The 17,053-nt window shown below is 68.2% G+C and carries 18 protein-coding genes; 9 read left to right on the top strand and 9 right to left on the bottom strand.

Going from position 1 to position 17,053, the window contains the following annotated elements; genetic code table 11:
- Positions 1–31: 31 nt before the first annotated feature.
- Genes MXA07_RS11830 through MXA07_RS11815 form a run of 4 tightly spaced genes read left to right on the top strand, consistent with a single transcriptional unit; the run spans position 32 to position 3,595 of the window.
- Positions 32–1,273, top strand: a complete 1,242-nt coding sequence (locus MXA07_RS11830) for an MBL fold metallo-hydrolase (protein ID WP_247731751.1) — start codon at positions 32–34, stop codon at positions 1,271–1,273.
- Positions 1,274–1,293: 20 nt separating this feature from the next.
- Entirely contained in the window at positions 1,294–1,836 is a 543-nt protein-coding gene (locus MXA07_RS11825; RefSeq protein ID WP_247731750.1) for a YeeE/YedE family protein, read from the top strand.
- Positions 1,836–2,372 carry a DUF6691 family protein gene (locus tag MXA07_RS11820; protein ID WP_343217245.1) on the top strand — a complete coding sequence of 179 codons (537 nt, stop codon included), beginning with the start codon at positions 1,836–1,838 and terminating at the stop codon, positions 2,370–2,372. The genes MXA07_RS11825 and MXA07_RS11820 overlap by 1 nt, the downstream gene beginning before the upstream one ends.
- Before the next feature lie 47 nt (positions 2,373–2,419).
- Positions 2,420–3,595 carry an inorganic phosphate transporter gene (locus MXA07_RS11815; protein WP_247728802.1) on the top strand — a complete coding sequence of 392 codons (1,176 nt, stop codon included), beginning with the start codon at positions 2,420–2,422 and terminating at the stop codon, positions 3,593–3,595.
- 26 nt (positions 3,596–3,621) lie between these two features.
- On the opposite strand, the gene MXA07_RS11810 is transcribed toward MXA07_RS11815, so the two are convergent.
- Positions 3,622–4,317 (bottom strand): DUF2238 domain-containing protein, encoded by a 696-nt coding sequence (locus tag MXA07_RS11810; RefSeq protein WP_247728801.1) that lies wholly within the window; start codon positions 4,315–4,317, stop codon positions 3,622–3,624.
- A gap of 112 nt (positions 4,318–4,429) precedes the next feature.
- Here MXA07_RS11810 and MXA07_RS11805 point away from each other — a divergent pair, with 112 nt between their 5' ends.
- On the top strand, positions 4,430–5,065 hold the full coding sequence (locus tag MXA07_RS11805) for a metal-dependent hydrolase (RefSeq protein WP_247728800.1): 636 nt from the start codon (positions 4,430–4,432) through the stop codon (positions 5,063–5,065).
- 119 nt (positions 5,066–5,184) lie between these two features.
- Positions 5,185–6,192, top strand: coding sequence for a uroporphyrinogen decarboxylase (gene hemE, locus MXA07_RS11800; protein ID WP_247728799.1), 1,008 nt, complete (start codon positions 5,185–5,187; stop codon positions 6,190–6,192).
- Positions 6,193–6,260: 68 nt separating this feature from the next.
- On the opposite strand, the gene hemH is transcribed toward hemE, so the two are convergent.
- From hemH to MXA07_RS11780, 4 genes are all read right to left on the bottom strand, one after another.
- Positions 6,261–7,322: a ferrochelatase gene (hemH, locus tag MXA07_RS11795; protein ID WP_247728798.1), complete on the bottom strand. Its 1,062-nt coding sequence runs from the start codon at positions 7,320–7,322 to the stop codon at positions 6,261–6,263.
- 153 nt (positions 7,323–7,475) lie between these two features.
- On the bottom strand, positions 7,476–8,786 hold the full coding sequence (gene hemG, locus MXA07_RS11790) for a protoporphyrinogen oxidase (protein WP_247728797.1): 1,311 nt from the start codon (positions 8,784–8,786) through the stop codon (positions 7,476–7,478).
- 136 nt (positions 8,787–8,922) lie between these two features.
- The gene (locus MXA07_RS11785) at positions 8,923–9,294 is read right to left on the bottom strand and encodes a hypothetical protein (RefSeq protein ID WP_247728796.1); all 372 of its coding nucleotides are present in this window, start codon (positions 9,292–9,294) and stop codon (positions 8,923–8,925) included.
- Between the two features lie 125 nt (positions 9,295–9,419).
- Complete coding sequence (locus MXA07_RS11780; RefSeq protein WP_247728795.1) at positions 9,420–10,259, bottom strand: universal stress protein; 840 nt, start codon at positions 10,257–10,259, stop codon at positions 9,420–9,422.
- A gap of 112 nt (positions 10,260–10,371) precedes the next feature.
- On the opposite strand from MXA07_RS11780, the gene MXA07_RS11775 reads away from it, so the two are divergent.
- Positions 10,372–11,127, top strand: coding sequence for a ZIP family metal transporter (locus MXA07_RS11775; protein WP_247728794.1), 756 nt, complete (start codon positions 10,372–10,374; stop codon positions 11,125–11,127).
- Between the two features lie 203 nt (positions 11,128–11,330).
- The gene (locus tag MXA07_RS11770) at positions 11,331–12,974 is read left to right on the top strand and encodes a potassium channel family protein (protein ID WP_247728793.1); all 1,644 of its coding nucleotides are present in this window, start codon (positions 11,331–11,333) and stop codon (positions 12,972–12,974) included.
- Positions 12,975–13,023: 49 nt separating this feature from the next.
- On the opposite strand, the gene MXA07_RS11765 is transcribed toward MXA07_RS11770, so the two are convergent.
- The 3 genes from MXA07_RS11765 to MXA07_RS11755 all read right to left on the bottom strand — a co-directional run bounded on the left by MXA07_RS11765 (position 13,024) and on the right by MXA07_RS11755 (position 15,023).
- Positions 13,024–13,584, bottom strand: a complete 561-nt coding sequence (locus MXA07_RS11765; protein WP_247728792.1) for a DUF1684 domain-containing protein — start codon at positions 13,582–13,584, stop codon at positions 13,024–13,026.
- A gap of 46 nt (positions 13,585–13,630) precedes the next feature.
- Entirely contained in the window at positions 13,631–14,068 is a 438-nt protein-coding gene (locus tag MXA07_RS11760) for a thioredoxin family protein (protein WP_247728791.1), read from the bottom strand.
- A 100-nt stretch (positions 14,069–14,168) separates the two neighbouring features.
- Complete coding sequence (locus tag MXA07_RS11755) at positions 14,169–15,023, bottom strand: ZIP family metal transporter (protein ID WP_247728790.1); 855 nt, start codon at positions 15,021–15,023, stop codon at positions 14,169–14,171.
- 221 nt (positions 15,024–15,244) lie between these two features.
- Here MXA07_RS11755 and MXA07_RS11750 point away from each other — a divergent pair, with 221 nt between their 5' ends.
- Positions 15,245–15,727, top strand: coding sequence for a cupredoxin domain-containing protein (locus MXA07_RS11750; protein WP_247728789.1), 483 nt, complete (start codon positions 15,245–15,247; stop codon positions 15,725–15,727).
- A gap of 104 nt (positions 15,728–15,831) precedes the next feature.
- Here the strand turns inward: MXA07_RS11750 and MXA07_RS11745 are convergent, their stop codons facing one another.
- Positions 15,832–16,677 (bottom strand): universal stress protein, encoded by an 846-nt coding sequence (locus MXA07_RS11745; RefSeq protein ID WP_247728788.1) that lies wholly within the window; start codon positions 16,675–16,677, stop codon positions 15,832–15,834.
- Positions 16,678–17,053: the final 376 nt, after the last annotated feature.

The following is a 17,053-nucleotide window of genomic DNA, read 5'->3' as shown; positions in this document are numbered from 1 at the left end:
TGCGAGGGTCCGGTACGAGGCTGTGTACGAAATGACCGACATGGACCTTCCCACGCCGGACGTGGCAATAGGATCGATCGAGCCGAGCGAACTGAAAGCCCGAATCGACGACGGCGAGCGGATCACCCTGCTCGATACGCGCATGGAATCGGAGTACGACGAGTGGAAGATCGACGGCGAGACCGTCGACTCCATCAACGTCCCCTACTTCGAGTTCCTGGACGACGCGATCGACGACGACGTCCTTGCACGAATTCCCGACAACCGTGAGGTCACGGTTCTCTGTGCGAAGGGCGGCGCCAGCGAGTACGTCGCCGGCGTTCTCAACGAACGCGGCTACGAGACGAATCACCTCGAAGACGGGATGAACGGCTGGGCACGTATCTACGAGCGCGTCGAGGTCGACCGCTACGACGGCCCCGGCACGCTGTACCAGTATCAGCGTCCCTCCAGCGGCTGTCTCGGCTACCTCCTTGTCGACGGTACCGAGGCCGCGGTGATCGATCCACTACGGGCCTTTACCGACCGCTACGTCGACGACGCCGCGGACCTCAGTTCCGCGGACTCTCTCTCGCAGGCTCGACAGGACGCCGACGAACTCGGTGTCGACCTCACGTACGCGTTCGACACGCACATCCACGCTGACCACATCTCGGGAGTTCGGTCGCTAGCGGACGAAGGCGTCGAGGGCGTCATCCCCGAGGCCGCCGTCGACCGCGGCGTCACCTACGCGGACGAGGTCACGCTGGCCGCCGACGGCGACGAGTTCGGGGTCGGCGACGCGACGATCGAGACCGTCTACACGCCCGGCCACACCTCCGGGATGACCTCCTACCTGCTCGGCGACTCACTCCTGGCCACCGGCGACGGTCTGTTCGTCGAGAGCGTCGCCCGGCCCGACCTCGAGGAGGGCGACGACGGCGCTCCCGAGGCCGCCGCTCAGCTCTACGACTCGCTGCAGGAACGCGTCCTGTCGCTGCCCGACGACACGCTGATCGGCGGCGCTCACTTCGGCGACGCGGCCGAACCCGCCGAAGACGGAACGTATACGGCACCGATCGGCCAACTCGAGGACGAGATGGACGCCCTGACCATGGCGCGGGACGACTTCGTCGACCTGATTCTCTCGGACACGCCGCCCCGACCGGCCAACTACGAGGACATCATCCCGACGAACCTCGGCCAGCAGGACGCCACCGACGACGAGGCCTTCGAACTCGAACTCGGCCCGAACAACTGCGCGGCCAGTCAGGAATCGCTCGCCGGTGACTGATCGCCGTGATCGACATCGCAATGCCCGCTGATCTCACACCGCTGCTGGCGACCGGGTTCGCCCCGCTACACTCGGCAGCCGAGTTCGCTCCGCTCGCCATCCCGGCCGAGCCGTTTCCCAACGGTATCAGTCGATACGCCATCGGGGGACTGCTCGTCGGCCTGGGCGCGGTGATCATCTACCTCGGGACGGGGATCATCGCCGGTGCGAGCACGTTCCTCGAGTCGACGCTGTCGTACGTCTCGGAGCGGTCGCGCTTTGCGAAGTACCGGTACGACCGGGACTGGCGGGTCGTCTTCACCGCGGGGATCGTCCTCGGTGGGGCGATCTACGCCGTCGTCTGGCAGGGCGGCGCCTGGGCGACCGACGTCCAGCCCTGGCGACTGCTCGTCGGCGGCGTGTTCGTCGGTATCGGGACCCGCACCGGGAAGGGCTGTACCTCGGGCCACGGCGTTTGCGGCGTCGGCTCGGCCTCGAAGACCTCGATCGCGGGCGTGATCACGTTCCTCGCCGTCGCGATCCTGACGGCCCAGGCCGTCTCCGCGCTGGGGGTGAGTCCGTAATGAGCGAGACGCGAGCGGAGCGAGGGTCTCGGAACGACGAGCGGGGCGGGTCCCGCCCCGCGAGCGCCGGCGCACCCGACCGAACCGAGCACCCGCTGTTCCTGCCGCTGATCCTCGTCGGTGGCCTGTTCTTCGGGTTCGGACTCGCCTACAGCCGGATGGCCCGACCGGAGGTCGTGCTCGACTTCCTCCAGTTGGAGGACTTCGGACTGGTGTTCGTGATGTTCGGTGCGGCGGTCGTCACGGGGATCGCCTTTTTCCTCGTCCCGCGTCTGCGCGACCGGGCGCCGATGACCGGCGACGCCTACGAACGCCGCCTCAAGCCGTTCGACCGCAACGTGCTGATCGGCGGCTCGATCTTCGGCGTCGGCTGGGGACTCTCGGGCATCTGTCCCGGCGCGGCCTACGCCAGCATCGGGATCGGCAACGGCACCATCCTCTGGGCGATCGCCGGTATGTTCGCCGGCGCGCACCTCCAGGGCGTCTGGCGCAGCCGCTCGCAGGATGCCGACGCCACCGCGGCGACGGCCGACTGACCTATTCGTTTCCAACTGCATTCGACCATACAACGCCTCCACGATAGATGGAACCAGCGACCGTCCTCATGTTCGGCGTGGCCGCGCTCGCGAGCCTCTTCATGGCGTGGGTCATCGGCGCCGGTTCGAGCGGCGCGACGCCGTTTGCCCCCGCAGTCGGGGCCAATGCCATCTCGACGATGCAGGCCGCCTTCGTCGTCGGCATCCTCGGCTTCGCCGGAGCGGTCACCCAGGGCGGAAACGTCTCCGAAGCCGTCGGGCGCGGCCTCGTCGACGGCGTCACGCTCCCGCCGACCGGCGTCATCGTCGTCTTACTGATCGGCTCCGGTCTGATGGCGGTCGGGATCGCGACCGGTTACCCGATCGCGACGGCCTTTACGGTCACCGGGTCGGTCATCGGCGTCGGGCTGGCTCTGGGCGGGACGCCGGCGTGGACGAAGTATACCGAGGTCGGCGCCCTGTGGCTCCTCACGCCGTTCGTCGGCGGCGGGATCGCCTACGGGATCGCGAGTGTACTGCCCCGCCCGTCCGTCCCCGAGGCCCGGAGCGTTCCGGTTCTCGCCGGCCTGGTCGGGGCCGTCCTCGCGAATCTGGAGGTTTCGTTCCTCGAACCGGGCGGCGGCACCGCCGCCGGTGGCCTGCGGTGGGCGCTGCCGTTCGACGGCGTCGCGGCGACCGGTGCGATCTCGCTCGCCGTCGGGGCCCTGGCCGCAGTGGTCGTCCGGTGGGACATCCGCCGGGACGTGACGGGTGGACTGCGGCGGTTCGTGCTCGCTCTCGGGGGCCTCGTCGCCTTCTCCGCCGGGGCGAGCCAGGTCGGCCTCGCCGTCGGCCCCTTGCTCCCGCTGCTGTCCGACGCGTCGATGGTGACCCCGACCGCCGTCCTGCTCGGTGGCGGCCTCGGAATCCTGGTCGGGTCCTGGACCGGCGCGCCGCGGATGATCAAGGCGATCTCGCAGGAGTACGCCTCGCTCGGCCCGCGGCGATCGATCGCGACGCTCGTTCCCTCGTTTCTCATCGCCCAGACGGCGGTCCTGCTCGGCGTCCCGGTCTCGTTCAACCAGATCGTCGTGAGCGCGATCGTCGGCAGCGGCCTCGCGGTCGGCGGCGGGGCCGCCGTCAGCCCGCACAAACTGGCCGTGACGGTCGTCGCGTGGGTCGGTTCGTTCGTGCTGGCATTCGGCATCGGCTACTGCGGGATGACACTCGTACCACTGCTATGACGATGCGGGGAACCCTTCGACCTGCTTCAGAGCCGACGCCCGACCAGCGCGACCGCCGCCGAACCGATCGATATCGCCGTGACGGCGCCGATCGACCAGTGTAGCAGCGTTCGCGTCACCGCCGGTGTCGGCTCGAACAGGGGCAGAAACATTCGTCCGTCGACCGCGACGACGAGAATCGCGCCGAGGCCGTCGAACGCCACGTCCATCGGCGTGTCGTAAGGGCCGTAGCGCTTGAGCACGTGCTCGACGCCGACGCGTTCGCTGACGGCCCTGGCGGCGTGTTCGAGCAGTTCCCAGGCGATGCCGGCCGCGAGCGTGAGTCCGATCGTCGCCGTCGCGACGGACGTCCCGAGCGGACCGGGAAGGGCGCCCGGACCGGCAACCACCACCCACGCGTAGACGATCGCCGCGACGAGGGCCGCGGACGCGACGTGGGTCACGTGGTCCCACCACCAGACGGTGTCGTACCACCCCAGCATGCCGAGCATGTGGAGGATACCGGCGATCGCGATAGAGAGCGGCAGGACGGGCCCGAAACTCACGGCGCCGCCCTCGAGGCCGACCACCACGGCCTCGACGGCGAGCGGGCTCGCCACGGCGGCCAGCGAGGCGACCGCGTTGACGGCGATCGCCGCGTCGTCGCGACGGACGCCGATCCACAGCGTCGCCAGAAGAACGCCGACTGCGGCTGCGAGGCCGAACGTCGCCGCGATCGTCATCGTGAATTCACCCGAATCCGTCGTGTACTCATCGCTCCCTCGCCCTAACCCTTCCCTTCCGACGGGCGTGCGCGAAACGGCTATATGAGCCGACTGCCTAGAGAACCGAACGATGATGGCGACGACCCACGCGCTCGTGGGCATGGCGGTGGCGCTCCCGGTGATAGTCGGCGCTCCCGAACTGGCGCCGGTCGCGATCCTGGCCGGCGCCGTCGGCGGGTTGCTTCCCGACCTCGACCTCTACGTCGGCCATCGCAGAACGCTTCACTACCCCGTCTACGGGTGGCTCGCGGCCGGCCCCGCGATCGGCCTCGCGCTGCTGTCACCCTCGACGGTGACCGTCGGCCTCGCGGTCGGACTGACCGCCGCCGCGCTCCACGCGGTGACCGACGTCGCCGGCGCCGGCCTCGAACTCCGACCCTGGCAGGCCGGCAGCGACCGGGCGGTCTACAGCCACTACCACGGCCGCTGGCTCCGCGCCCGCCGCTGGGTTCGCTACGACGGCGCCCCGGAGGACCTCGCGCTCGCGAGCCTGGCCGGGGCGGGCGCGATCACGGTGGCCGGCGAAGCGGCGGGGCTGGTCACCGTCGGTCTCGTCGGTGGACTCCTGGCGATCTCGACCGTCTACGCACTCCTCCGGCGGTCTCTGGCCGATCTCGCGGTTCGGCTCGTCGGGTACGTGCCCGCCTCGATTCGGATGCACGTCCCGCAGCGGTACTGCGAAACCGACCCGTCCGGGAGACGCTGACCGATCGAGCCGCCGCGTTCGACCGTCGCTGCCGCGCCGTCGAGATCGATCGCGTCACCGTGCCGGCGAGGCCGACGCCCTTCACAACTGTTAGGCGGAGCCGTCTCGAACCCTCGGGCATGAGAGACCTGTTTCTCCGGGCGGCCCGCGGGGAGCGAACCGAGCGCCCGCCGGTCTGGATGATGCGCCAGGCGGGCCGGTACCTCCCGGAGTACCGCGAACTGCGCGAGGACTACTCGTTCCGCGAGGCGATTTCGACGCCGGACGTCGCCGCCGAGATCAGCCTCCAGCCCTACGAGCGATTCGAACCGGACGCCGTCGTCATGTACTCGGACATCCTGACGGTGCTGGAACCGCTCGGGTTTGCATACCACCTCGAATCTGGCGTCGGACCGGTCGTCGAGAACCCGGTCGAATCGCCTGCGGACGCGGACCGAACCCCCGAGGACGTCCGCGAACACCTCCCCTACGTCGGCGACCTCCTCTCCCGACTCTCGGCCGAGCTCGGTTCCGACGCGGCGACACTCGGCTTCACCGGCGGCCCGTTCACGCTCGCGGCGTACGTCTGCGAGGGCGAACCGTCGCGGACCTTCATGGCCGTCCGCCGCCTGCGCGCGGAACACCCCGACGCGTTCGAGCGACTCCTGCGAGCCTTCACCGACGTCGTCGTCGACTACGTCCGGTACCAGGTCGAGGCCGGTGCGGACGCGATCCAGCTGTTCGACACGTACGCGGGCCTGCTCTCGCCGGCGGACTACCGCGCGTTTCTCCTCCCGCTGCACCGGGAGATCGTCGAGGCCACCGACGTCCCGACGATCGTCTTCGCCCGGAACCTCTCTGGCAATCTCGACCTGCTCGCCGAGACCGGCGCGGACGTCGTCGGCCTCGACTGGACGGTCGACATCGCCGCGGCGCGCGACCGACTGGGCGATCGGCCGGTGCAGGGCAATCTCGACCCAGCGCTCCTCTACGGTGATCCCGACGCCGTCCGCGAGCGCACGCTCGACATCGTCGACGCAGCGGGTGAGGCCGGCCACATTCTGAACCTCGGTCACGGCGTCGACCGGTCGGTCCCCGTCGAGAACGTCGCGGCGTTCTTCGAGGCGGCGAAGTCGGTCTCGCGGTAGCGAAGTCGGCCTCGCGGTCGCGAACCCGATTTCGCAGGAGTCGAAGCCGCTCGCGAAAGATAGTTACGTCACTCCGGCTGCACGCCGGCGTTCAGACAGTACGTGCCGGGTTCCGGCCGACACTCGCACTGGCGAAGCTGGTAGTAGGCCGGATCGAAGTCGGCACAGAACGGTTCGAGGAGGTCCGCGAGCAGCGTCGCGAAGCGCGGATCGTCGTGGGGGACCGGGACGCGGTGGAGATCGAGCCCGACCGCCGCGGCGTCTTCGGCCAGGTCGACGTCGAGTTCGGCGAGCGTCTCCGACTGCTCGTGCATGAAGCTCATCGGCTCGACGACGACGCGGTCGGCTTCGTCGCCGAGGCGCTCGACCACGTCCTCCGTCTCGGGCTCGGTCCACTCGATGTCGCGGTTGGCGTGGTTCTGGTACCCGATGTGGTAGTCCTCGAGGCCGAGCAAGCGAGCGATCGTCGCTGCGTGCTCCTCGACGTACTGATCGTAGCGGCTCCCCGCGTCGAGGTACTTCGTCGGCGTGCCGTGCGCGGAGAAGACGAACGCGGTCTCGGGATCGTCGAGGGATACTCCTTCCTCGTGGAGGAAGGCGTCGATGCCGTCCGCCCGCAAGCGGTTGTACGCCGGCACGCGGTGCCAGCCGGTGATCGAGGCGAACGCGGGGTCGTAATCCTCCAGCTCAGCGATCGCGGTCTCCAGCGCGTCGATCGAGGCCACCGTCGTCGAGGGGCCACACAGCGGGTAGATGGGAAGCGCGACGACGTGGTCGACCCCGTCGTCGGCGAGCTCGGCGGCGACGTCGGGGATCAGCGGCTCGGTGAACTGCATCGCGTGGCGAACGGTCACGTCGTGACCGCGGTCGGCGAGCGTCTCGGCCAGCGCGTCGGCCTGTGCGATCGCTTGCTCCTGCAGCGGCGAGCCGCCGATCTCCTCGTACTCCGCCATGATACTCGGGAGCCGTCGCTCGGCCAGTTCGCGCGAGCGGTCTCTGGCCGCTCGCTCCGAGTCGGCCGCCTCGAGATCGGCGTTGTCGTAGAAGATCCGCGTCAGGTACTCGAGGACGGTCTCGCGGTCGGGCGTGGCAGGTTCGCCGAAGTTGAGCAGGACGATCCCGGTCTCCATAGCGGGGCTTGCCGCGGGAGCGGTTTAGCAACTTCGGAGGCGGAACCCGGAATATCGCCCGCGAGTCGCCCGAATCCCGGACATGTTCGACCTCGGTTGGCGAGCGACCGAATCCCGGTTCTGGTCACCGGTCCGCGGCCGTGATCCGCTGGCTCACTCGCCGACCAGGTCGTCGGCGAGGCGCTCGGCGTTGCGAATTCGGCCGGGGATCCCGGGTCGGCCGACGTAACTGGCACAGAGGTGGATCCCGCTCGGTAGTTCGAGGTCGTCCATCGCGGTCCAGGTGCGGTCGTAGGCGGGCATGCCGGGCTCCCAGCGGTGGACGTGGATGACGTCCGCCGCCGCGCCGGTGATGCGTTCGAACTCCCGCGCCGCGATCTGCCCGAGTTCGCCCTCGGTCGCCTCAAGGAGCGGCGGGTACGACAGCGGGTCGATGTAGGCGGTGTAGAGTCGGTCGCGTTCGAGGATACTCGCGTTCCAGGTCAGGCCGCTGATCGAGACGTCGTCGGCGTCCGGCGGGACGAGCGTGCCGAGGCCGCGACCACCGAAGCCGGAGTCGAGAAAGACCATCCCGATCGGATTGTACGCGAAGCGATCGAGGGTCGCGGCGAGGTCGCCGTCGACCGGTTCCAGCAGTTCGGCCGCCGTCGGCGCCGGCGTCGTCACGACGACGTCGTCGACCCGTTCGGTTCCGTCGGCCGTCTCGAGTGCGTAGCGGGTGTCCTTGTCACCCTCTCCGTCGTCTCCAGGGTCGTCGTTTCCGGCAATCGGCCTGATCGACTCGACCGGGGTCGCCAGCCGGATCGACTCGGCGTGGGCCTCGTAGAGCGCGGCGACGAGTTCACCGATCCCGTCGTCGAAGGAGACGATCGGCGGCGTCTCGCGATCGGACCTGATCGATTCGAGGACCTTCAGGAGGATGCTTCGCTCGACGCCTCGTTTCTCGAGGACGCGGCCGAGCGAGTACTCCATCAGCATGTTGCGCGGGTCGGTCCCGTAGAGCCCGCTGTACAGCGGGCCCGCGTACCGGCGGGCGGCCTGCCGACCGAACTTTCGGACGAGGAACTCGTCGACGGTCTCGCCGGGTCTCGGGGGACCGAACAGCGGCTCGAGGAGCATCCGGAGCTTCCCGAGCGGCGTGATGAGGTCGGTCGTGATCGCCTCCCGGACGGACAGCGGCGCGACCTTCAGCTCCCCGTCGTGGTAGACGTATATCGGCTGGTCGTCGGCGCCGTAGCGCAGTCGGTCGTGCAGGTCGAACGCGTCGATCATCGACCGGATACCGGGGGTCAGGCGCAGTCGTTGCGGCCCGAGTTCGAGGACGCGGCCGTCGACCGCGCGGCTCTGGACGACGCCGCCCGGTTCGTCCCGGGCCTCGAACGCCACGACCTCCTCGCCGCGCTGTTCGAGCGCTCGCACGAGCGCCAGTCCAGACATCCCAGTGCCGACGACGCCGACGGTCATGCCCGAACGGTTTCGAGTCGATGCATATCGGTGTGTCGGGATCAGCGCGGCCGTGTCGCCGTCTCGCGCGACACGTCACGGAGCGTTCCGCCCGATCGAGGACTCGATCGAGCCGCCCGTGGCGAACGCTTCGGTCTCACTCGTCGTCTCCCGTGTCGGGGTCCGTGATGGGGTCGACGCGAAAGACGTAGTCGGCGTACGCGCCGTCGAGGTTCGTCGGCCCTTCCTCGGCGGTGTGGTCGCGACACAGCGCCGCCGTCGCCTCGACGGCGCCGTGACCGGTCTCCTCCTCGTAGCGCTCGAGAACGCGGAACGCCGCCCGTTCGTCGCACCCTCGGCGGTGACACGTCGGCGGGTCCGCGGTTTCGAGGGGCACGGTATCATCCGACCGATCGTCCGCCGGCTCGACCTCGTCGCCGCGTTCGAGCGCCTGCTCGAGATCGCGCTCGCGCTGGCGTTCGTCCTCGTCGTGGGCTCGTTTGTCTCGGCCGCGTTTCGTGTCCGCCATACTGAAAGCAACGAGGTCGAGCGTGATATGACTGTGCGTTCGGTTCACGGTACCGACGCGATCGCGGCGGTAACGAGCGGGGCGACCGGTGGCGTGAAACCGTCGAGCGATCCGCCGAAGCGCCCTCAATCGTCGGCCTCGGACCCGGTCGTCAGCACTGGGACCGGTGCGCTCCGGAGGACGCGATCGGTCGTCGAACCGAGCAGTCGCTCGTTGACCCCTTGTCGGCCGTGGGTCCCCATGACGACCAAATCGGCGCCGACGTCCGTCGCGACCGTCCGGATGGTCTCCGGCACGGCGCCGGTCTCGACGTACGTCTCGACCGGGACGTCGTCGATTTCGGTCGCTGCAGTCTCGAGGAGTTCACGGGCGGCGTCGTCACCCGTCGACGAGCCGACGTCACCGAACGTGGGCTCGTCGACGACGGCGAGCAGGTGCAGCGTCGCCCCGGCGTCCGCGGCGGCGGCCGTCGCCAGGGAGAGCGCGTCGCGAGCGTGCGGACTGCCGTCGAACGGGACGAGAATCGCCTCCGGCGGGTAGGTCCTGGTCCCCTTCTCACGGACGGCCAGCACGGGAGTCTCGGTCTTCCGCACGACGTGCTCCGTGACGCTTCCGAGCAGGTAGCCGTCGAGCCCGCTCCGGCCGTGGGTCCCCATCACCACGAGGTCGGCGCCCTCGGCCAGGGCGACGATCTCGGCGCGCGGATCTCCCTGGACGATCTCGTCCCGGACCGGGACGCCGCTCGCCTTGGCCCGTTCGCGCGCCGATTCGAGCACCCGTTCGCCCTCCCGCTCGAGCACGTCGACGACCGCGCCCTGATACTGCACCTGGCTCGGCTTGTTGGTGTCCGCGACGTACAGCAGATCGACCGTCGCGCCGTGGACGGCCGCGACCTCCAGCGCGTACCCGAGGGCGACCGTCGACGGGTCGCGGTCGTCCACGGGAACGAGGATATCGTCGTACATACGGTCCCGTACGTCCGTGTGCATGAAAGAAGTACCCGTCGTTCCTGACGGTTGTACCGTCGTCGGAACTCACAGGGGTTATTGCGCGTCACTCGAAATCCCCGGTATCAATATGGGTCCGCTCGGCTGGATACTACTCACGACAGTCCTCATCAGCCTCTTCGCCTGGATCGGCGTTCTGACGCTCTATCTCGCGGACCACCTGGTCGAACGATTGCTCCTGTGGCTCGTGGCCTTCGCCGCCGGCGCGTTACTGGGTGGGGCCTTCTTCCACCTGCTTCCGCGAGCGATCGAGACCCGCGGCGAACTCCACACGCGCGGCCTGTTCGTCGCGCTCGTCGTCGGGTTCTGTTTCTTCTACGTCTTAGAGCAGTTCATCCACTGGCACCACCACCACGGCACCGACCACGAACACGAGCCGATGACCTACCTCGTGCTGGTCTCGGACGGACTGCACAACTTCATCGACGGCATCGTCGTCGCCGGGGCGTTCCTCATCGACGTCGAGGTCGGGCTCGTCACCGCGTTCGCGATCGCGCTGCACGAGATCCCCCAGGAGATCGGCGATTACGGCATCCTCGTCTACGGCGGGTTCGAGAAGGTGCGCGCGCTCGTCGTGAACTACCTGACCGCGCTCACGATCGTCGTCGGCGGGCTCGTCGGCTACGCGCTCTCGGACGTCGTCGGGGAGCCGCCGGTCGCCCTCCTGACCTTCGCCGCCGGAAACTTCATCTACATCGCCAGCTCCGACCTGATCCCGGAGATCAACGCGGAGGCCGACGTCGAACACCGACTCGGCTACTTCCTCGTTTTCGTCGCCGGCCTCGGCGTGATGTACGGGATCGCGGCCGTTAACCCGCTCCACTGAGACCGACCGTGTCCGGCGCAGGCATCGCGTCGACCCGGTCGGACGTACCCGGGTGGGATCGACGATCGGCTGCGTTCCGATGCTACGCCAACCGGTCGGGCGGCTCCGAGCGGGTCGCGGTCGGCGCCCGATGGCACGCCGCTGTTCCAGCGCTCGGGGACGAGGCCGATATCGGTAACTCCGTGCGGTGACCACCTGTTCCTATGTCGCTGCTCAGGTCCCGCCGGATCGGCTACTACCTGCTTCTGCTGGGCGTCACCGCCGCCTTCTTTACGCTCCTGTACATGTACGGGATGGCGGCGTGGGAGGGGCGCCCGCGATCGTGGTACCGCTCGCTCGAGGTCGTCTTCCAGTCGTTTACGACCACCGGCTACGGCGAGGACGCGGGCTGGGATACCCCCCAGATGAACTTTCTCGTGATCGCGATGCAACTGGCAGGGATCGGACTCATCCTCACGGCGGCTGACGTCTTCGCGGTCCCGTGGCTCCGTCGTGCACTCACCGAGAACCTGCCCACGGCGGCGCCGGATGCCGCCGAGCACGTAATCCTCTGTACGTACTCCTCGCGCGGGGAGGCCTTCCTCGCGGAACTCGACTCGCGCGGTCGCGACGCCGTCGTCGTCGAACCGGACGAGGACCGGGCGCGCGAGTTGCATGACGCCGGCCGAACGGTCGTCCACGGCGATCCGGAGTCGATCGACGTCCTGCGCGACGCCGGGATCGAGCGAGCCGCGGCCCTGGTGTCCGACGCGGCCGACGACACCAGCGCGAGCATCGTCCTCACCGCACGGGAAGCCGACCCCGACGTCGACATCGTCACGCTCGTCGAGGACGCGCAGGTCGCCGACTACCATCGGATCGCCGGCGCCAACGACGTGCTCTCGCCCCGGCAACTGCTGGGGGAGAGCCTCGCCCACCAGGTGCCGACGAGCGTCACGACGACCGCCAGCGGGGGCGTCGAACTCGGCGACGACCTCGAACTCGTCGAACTCTCCGTCGAGCCGGGGAGCGACCTCTGTCAGCGTCGGGCCGGCGCCGTCAACCTCGACGATCGATTCGACGTCGACGTCGTCGGGGCCTGGATCGAGGGGGCGTTCGAGAGTCCGATTCCGCCATCGGTCGAATTCGACGAGGACGTCCGGCTGCTCGTCGCCGGCGCGCCGGATCGGATCGCCGCGCTGCGGGAGGAGGTGACGTCGTCCGTCCGGTCGCTGTCGGAACGGCGCGTCATCGTGGCCGGCTACGGGGAGGCGGGCGCGAGCGCGGCCGCGACGCTCGAGGAGACGGCCGCGACGGTCACCGTGATCGATATGGAAGACGGACCGGGCGTCGACGTCGTCGGCGACGTACGCGATCGGACGGTCTTCCAGGAAGCCCGCGTCGAACAGGCGTCGGCGGTGATCGTCACCGTCAACGACGACACGACCGCGATCCTCGCGACGCTCGTGCTCTCGGAGGTCGCGCCCGACGTCGAGGTGATCGTGCGGGCGGACGACACCGGGAGCGAGCCCAAACTCTACCGGGCGGGCGCGGACTACGTCCAGTCGCTGGCCACGGTCAGCGGCCGGATGCTCGCCTCGACCGTGCTCGACGACGAGACGGTTCTCGCCTTCGACGCGCGGATCGACGTGGTGGAACTGCCTGCCGGGTCGCTCGCGGGCCGCACCGTCACCGAGACCGACGTCCGGGCCCGAACTGGGTGTACGATCCTGGCGGTCCGACGCGACGACGAGACGATCACGTCGTTCGATCCCGCCGCGTTCGAGATCGAACCCGACGACGCGGTGGTCCTCGCGGGGACCGACGAGAGCGTCCACCAGTTCGAAGAGCTCTTTCTCGACGGATAGCTGCTGGTGGTGGCGTGCGACCGGCGCGCGTCGGAACCCTTCGCCCGTTTCAGATCGGCCGATCCGGTTGGCGATCGTACGCGCGCTCGCCGGCTTCGATGGGTACGTCGAGCCAGTTCTCCGTCGGCGGGAGCGGACACTCGTACTGATCGGAGTAGGCGCAGGTCGGGTTGTACGCCTCGTTGAAGTCGAGAATCCACTCGCCGTCGGTCGTTCGGTGGGACTCGGGTTCGAGGTCGAGGTACCGGCCGGCGCCGTAGGTCTCGTCTCCGCTGGTCTCGTCGCGGAAGGGCACCCACAGCCGGTCGTCGTTCGGGTCGGCCTTGTACGCCTGGATGACGGCTGGCTCGCCGTCGATCGTGACCGTGAACTCGCCCCACCGATAGTAGGTCTGCTCACCGTCCGTACTCGTTCCGACGGTGATCGGCTCGGGGTCGTCGTATCGATCGAGTGGGACTTCGAACCGGTAGTCGGCATCGATCGCGAAGTACGACAGCCCGTCGAAGTCGTCCCGTTCGTCCGGCGGAATCGGCGAGCGTGGGTGCTCGCCGAAGTACCGCGCCTTCTCCTCGCGCTGGGCCTCGATCGCTCGCTTCCAGTGTTGGTTCATTGGTCGACGTGATGTGAGTGGGGTTGCAGTCGGTCGTCGTGGTCGATTACGTGTACTGACCGATCAGTCGGTCGAGCGTGGCGCGATCCTGGACGCCGCTCGTGCGCTCTGCGGGTTCGCCGTTCGCGTAGAGCACGAGCGTCGGAACGCCGCGAACGCCGTGTTGCTGGGCCAGTCCCTGGTGGGCGTCGATGTCGACCGTCGCGACCGCGGCGTCACTCTCGGCTGCCAGCGCTTCGATTGTGGGTTCGAGCATCTGACACGGACCGCACCAGTCCGCGCGGAAGTCGACGAGGACGACGTCGTGCGTCGTGACGACCTCGGAGAAGTGATCGGGACCGTCGACGTGGATCGGCTCGGTCGGCGTCCCTGTCGAGTCGCTCTCGACGTCGTCGAGATTGCCGCCGGTTTCGAGGCGCTCCTGGAGTTCCCGTTTCTTCTGCTCGCGGATGCGAGCGCGTTCGTCGTCGAGTGATTCGCTCATCGGCTCCATCTACGGACTCGAGCGGCATAACGGTTGTGCGCAACCTATACAATACATCCTCGGTCACCGCCGCGACGGCGATCCCGGCGAAACGGGTCAGTTACCCCAGACTCACGTCGAGATACAGCATGACGATCACGCCGGCCATGACGCCCATCGTGGCGATCCGCTCGTGGCCGCGGGTGTGGGTCTCGGGGATGATTTCGTCGGAGATGACGAAGAGCATCGCGCCCGCGGCAAAGCCCATCGCGTAAGGAAGCAGTGGTTCCATCGTCGCGACGGCCAGCGCGCCGAGCACGGCGAGTGGGATCTCGACGATGCCCGCACGTAGCCCGGCGAAAACGGCGTAGATCCGTCGATCGAGCCCGGCGTTGATCGCGGCGACCGAGACGGCGAGGCCCTCCGGGATGTTCTGTATGCCGATCGCGAGCATCAGGGCGATGGCGTTCTCGACGTTACCGGAGCCGAAGCCGACGCCGACGGCCAGTCCCTCCGGCATGTTGTGCAGCGTGATCGCCAGGATGAACAGGATGACGGGCGCCAGGCGCTCCCGGTGAAGCCGTTCAGCTTCGGCGTCCAGCGCCGACTGGTCGGCTGGATCGCCGACGTCCGGCCGGCGCCGGCCGGTCAGGAGGTAGTGCGCGTGCGGGACGATGACGTCCGCCCGGTCGAGGAACGCCGCGCCGAGGACGACGCCGACGAGCGTCGGAATCGGGTCGCCCCCGGAGTACTGCTCGATCCCGGGGATGATGAGGCTGGTAAACGCCGCGGCGAGCATCACGCCGGCGGCGAATCCGAGCGCCCCGTCGAGGGCGCGCTCGGAGGGGTTCCGCCAGACGAAGATGAGCGACGCGCCGAGCAGGTTCAACCCGGCGATGACGATCCCGCCGGCGAGCCCCTGGACGATAGGGTTCTCGCCCACGACGCGGACGAAGAGTTCTACCAGCGATGCCATCGTCTCGAATCCGCACCTGCTCGGCCGATCCGACGCGCCCGCGTCGCGGTGATTCCCTGTAACACGTCGTACACGGTTGCCAGCCGGAAAAATGGGGTCCGATACCAAATACGTCCGCATTTTGAACTCGGTACGAAGGCGGAGCGACTTCCCCCTCGGGAACGTGAGTGTCTGAGCGGGTGTGACAATTATTTATCAAACTCCCCAGCGTCGAGTGCTCTATGTCGGATGGGTTCTCTCGGAGGCGGGCGGTACGTACCGGCGCCGTCGGGATCGCGATTACGATCGCGGGCTGCGGGAGCAGCGAAGACGGGGACGACGGTGATGGAGGCAACGGTGGCGACGGCGGCGAGGGCAACGGAAGCGGTCCGATCGAGCCGGGTACGCGGATCGATTTTGACGGCATCACCGCCGGTTGGGAGGGGCTGGCACCCAGTGCGATCGAGGGATTGTCGAACCCGACTCTCTCACTCGTGGAGGGGGAGCCGTACGAGATGGGATGGAGCCAGGGCGACGGCGCGACTCACAACATCGCCATCTACGACGAGTCCGATGCGGTCGTCGACGACCTTCAGACTGACATCGTCTCGGAGCCCGGCGACGGCCAGTGGCTCGAGTTCGAAGCCAGCGGCGAGATGGTCACGTACATCTGCGAAGTTCATCCGACCACGATGATCGGCGACATCGAGGTTCAAAGCGAGTGAGGCGGGAATCGACGCTGTTTCGGGTCCGAATGCGACTGCGAAACCCGGGCCGGGACCGTCGATCTCTGGCGGTCGGTTCGTCCCCCCTCTCCTCGTGCAACGGCTCACATCTGCGCGCCCGGCGGCACGATCAGGACGTTTCCGTGCGCGCGAGCTACGATGTCCTCGGAGACGCTGCCCAGCAACAGTCTGCGAAGTCGGCTGTGGCCGCGAGAGCCGAGCAGTATCGTCGCCGGTTCGTATTCGGCCTCTGCGGCGATGATCTCGTCGGCCGGGTCGCCGGACCGAACATCGGTCGTCGTCTCGATTCCCCACGCTTCGAGCCGGTCGGCACGCTCGGCCAGGCGCGCCGACGGATCCGTTTCCTGCGGAAGTTCCGGGTCCTTCGGCGTCAAGACGTGAACGAGCGCGGCCTCCCGGGTGGCGGGTTGCAGCGTCGAGAACACTCCGAAGGCGTGATCGGCGTTCTCGGAGAAGTCCGTCGCAAACAGCATCCGGCGGAACAGGTGCGACTCGAGCACGTCGGGGTCTTCGGTGTCGCGTTCGACCCGGTTGACGAGCAGCGGCGTCTCCGTCGTCCGAGCGAGATTTCGCGCGGTCGACCCGATGACGCGGTTTTCTAGCGGGCTCTTCCCCCGCGAGCCGACGACGGTGAGGCCGGCTCCGATCGTCTCCGCGATGCCCGTGATACGGCGATGGGGCGTCCCGCGAACGACGTGTGCCTCGACGTCGAATCCGGCCGTCTCGATGACCTCGCCGTAGCGATCGAGCGCCCGCTGGCGACGTCCGTCGAAGTCCATTCCGGGCATGCCCGCGTGCACGTTCGACGGGATGACGGTGACCAGGTGAATCTCGTCGATCCCGATCCGTCCGAGACACTCGAGGCAGGTCTCGTTGTGGATCGTCGCCTCGCTAGCGGCCGAGAGGTCGGTTGCGATGACGGCTTTCATGGATGGTCCTACGGGCGCACGATATAATATTGTTTGGATAAATCAATACTGACGCCGGTTCCGTCCGTCCCGGACCAGCGGCCCGTCCCGCATTCCCGGTTCGGCGCGTCGATTCTACTCCCACGGAGTACGGTTCACCGTCGGTCCGCGGAGTGGGTTACCCCGAACGGTGCGTCGAAGGTCGTCCGTCGGTGACTCCGTGGCCGCGTTCGTGACAGTCACCGGGTTCCGTTGCGATCCGTCGAGTCCGGGACGGCGAGTTCGGTCGAGCGCGCGCCAGCCCGAGTCGCGATCCGCTCGAGCGCCCTGATATTTGGAAAACGTACGGGGATATTCGCGTCGGTTAGCCGTTACATACTCGGCAGTAATATTGTGT

Origin of the sequence: Halovivax limisalsi (assembly GCF_023093535.1) — an archaeon.
GTDB lineage: Archaea > Halobacteriota > Halobacteria > Halobacteriales > Natrialbaceae > Halovivax > Halovivax limisalsi.
The sequence above is the reverse complement of the archived record's forward strand: the minus strand, read 5'-3'. Positions and strand labels throughout refer to the sequence as shown.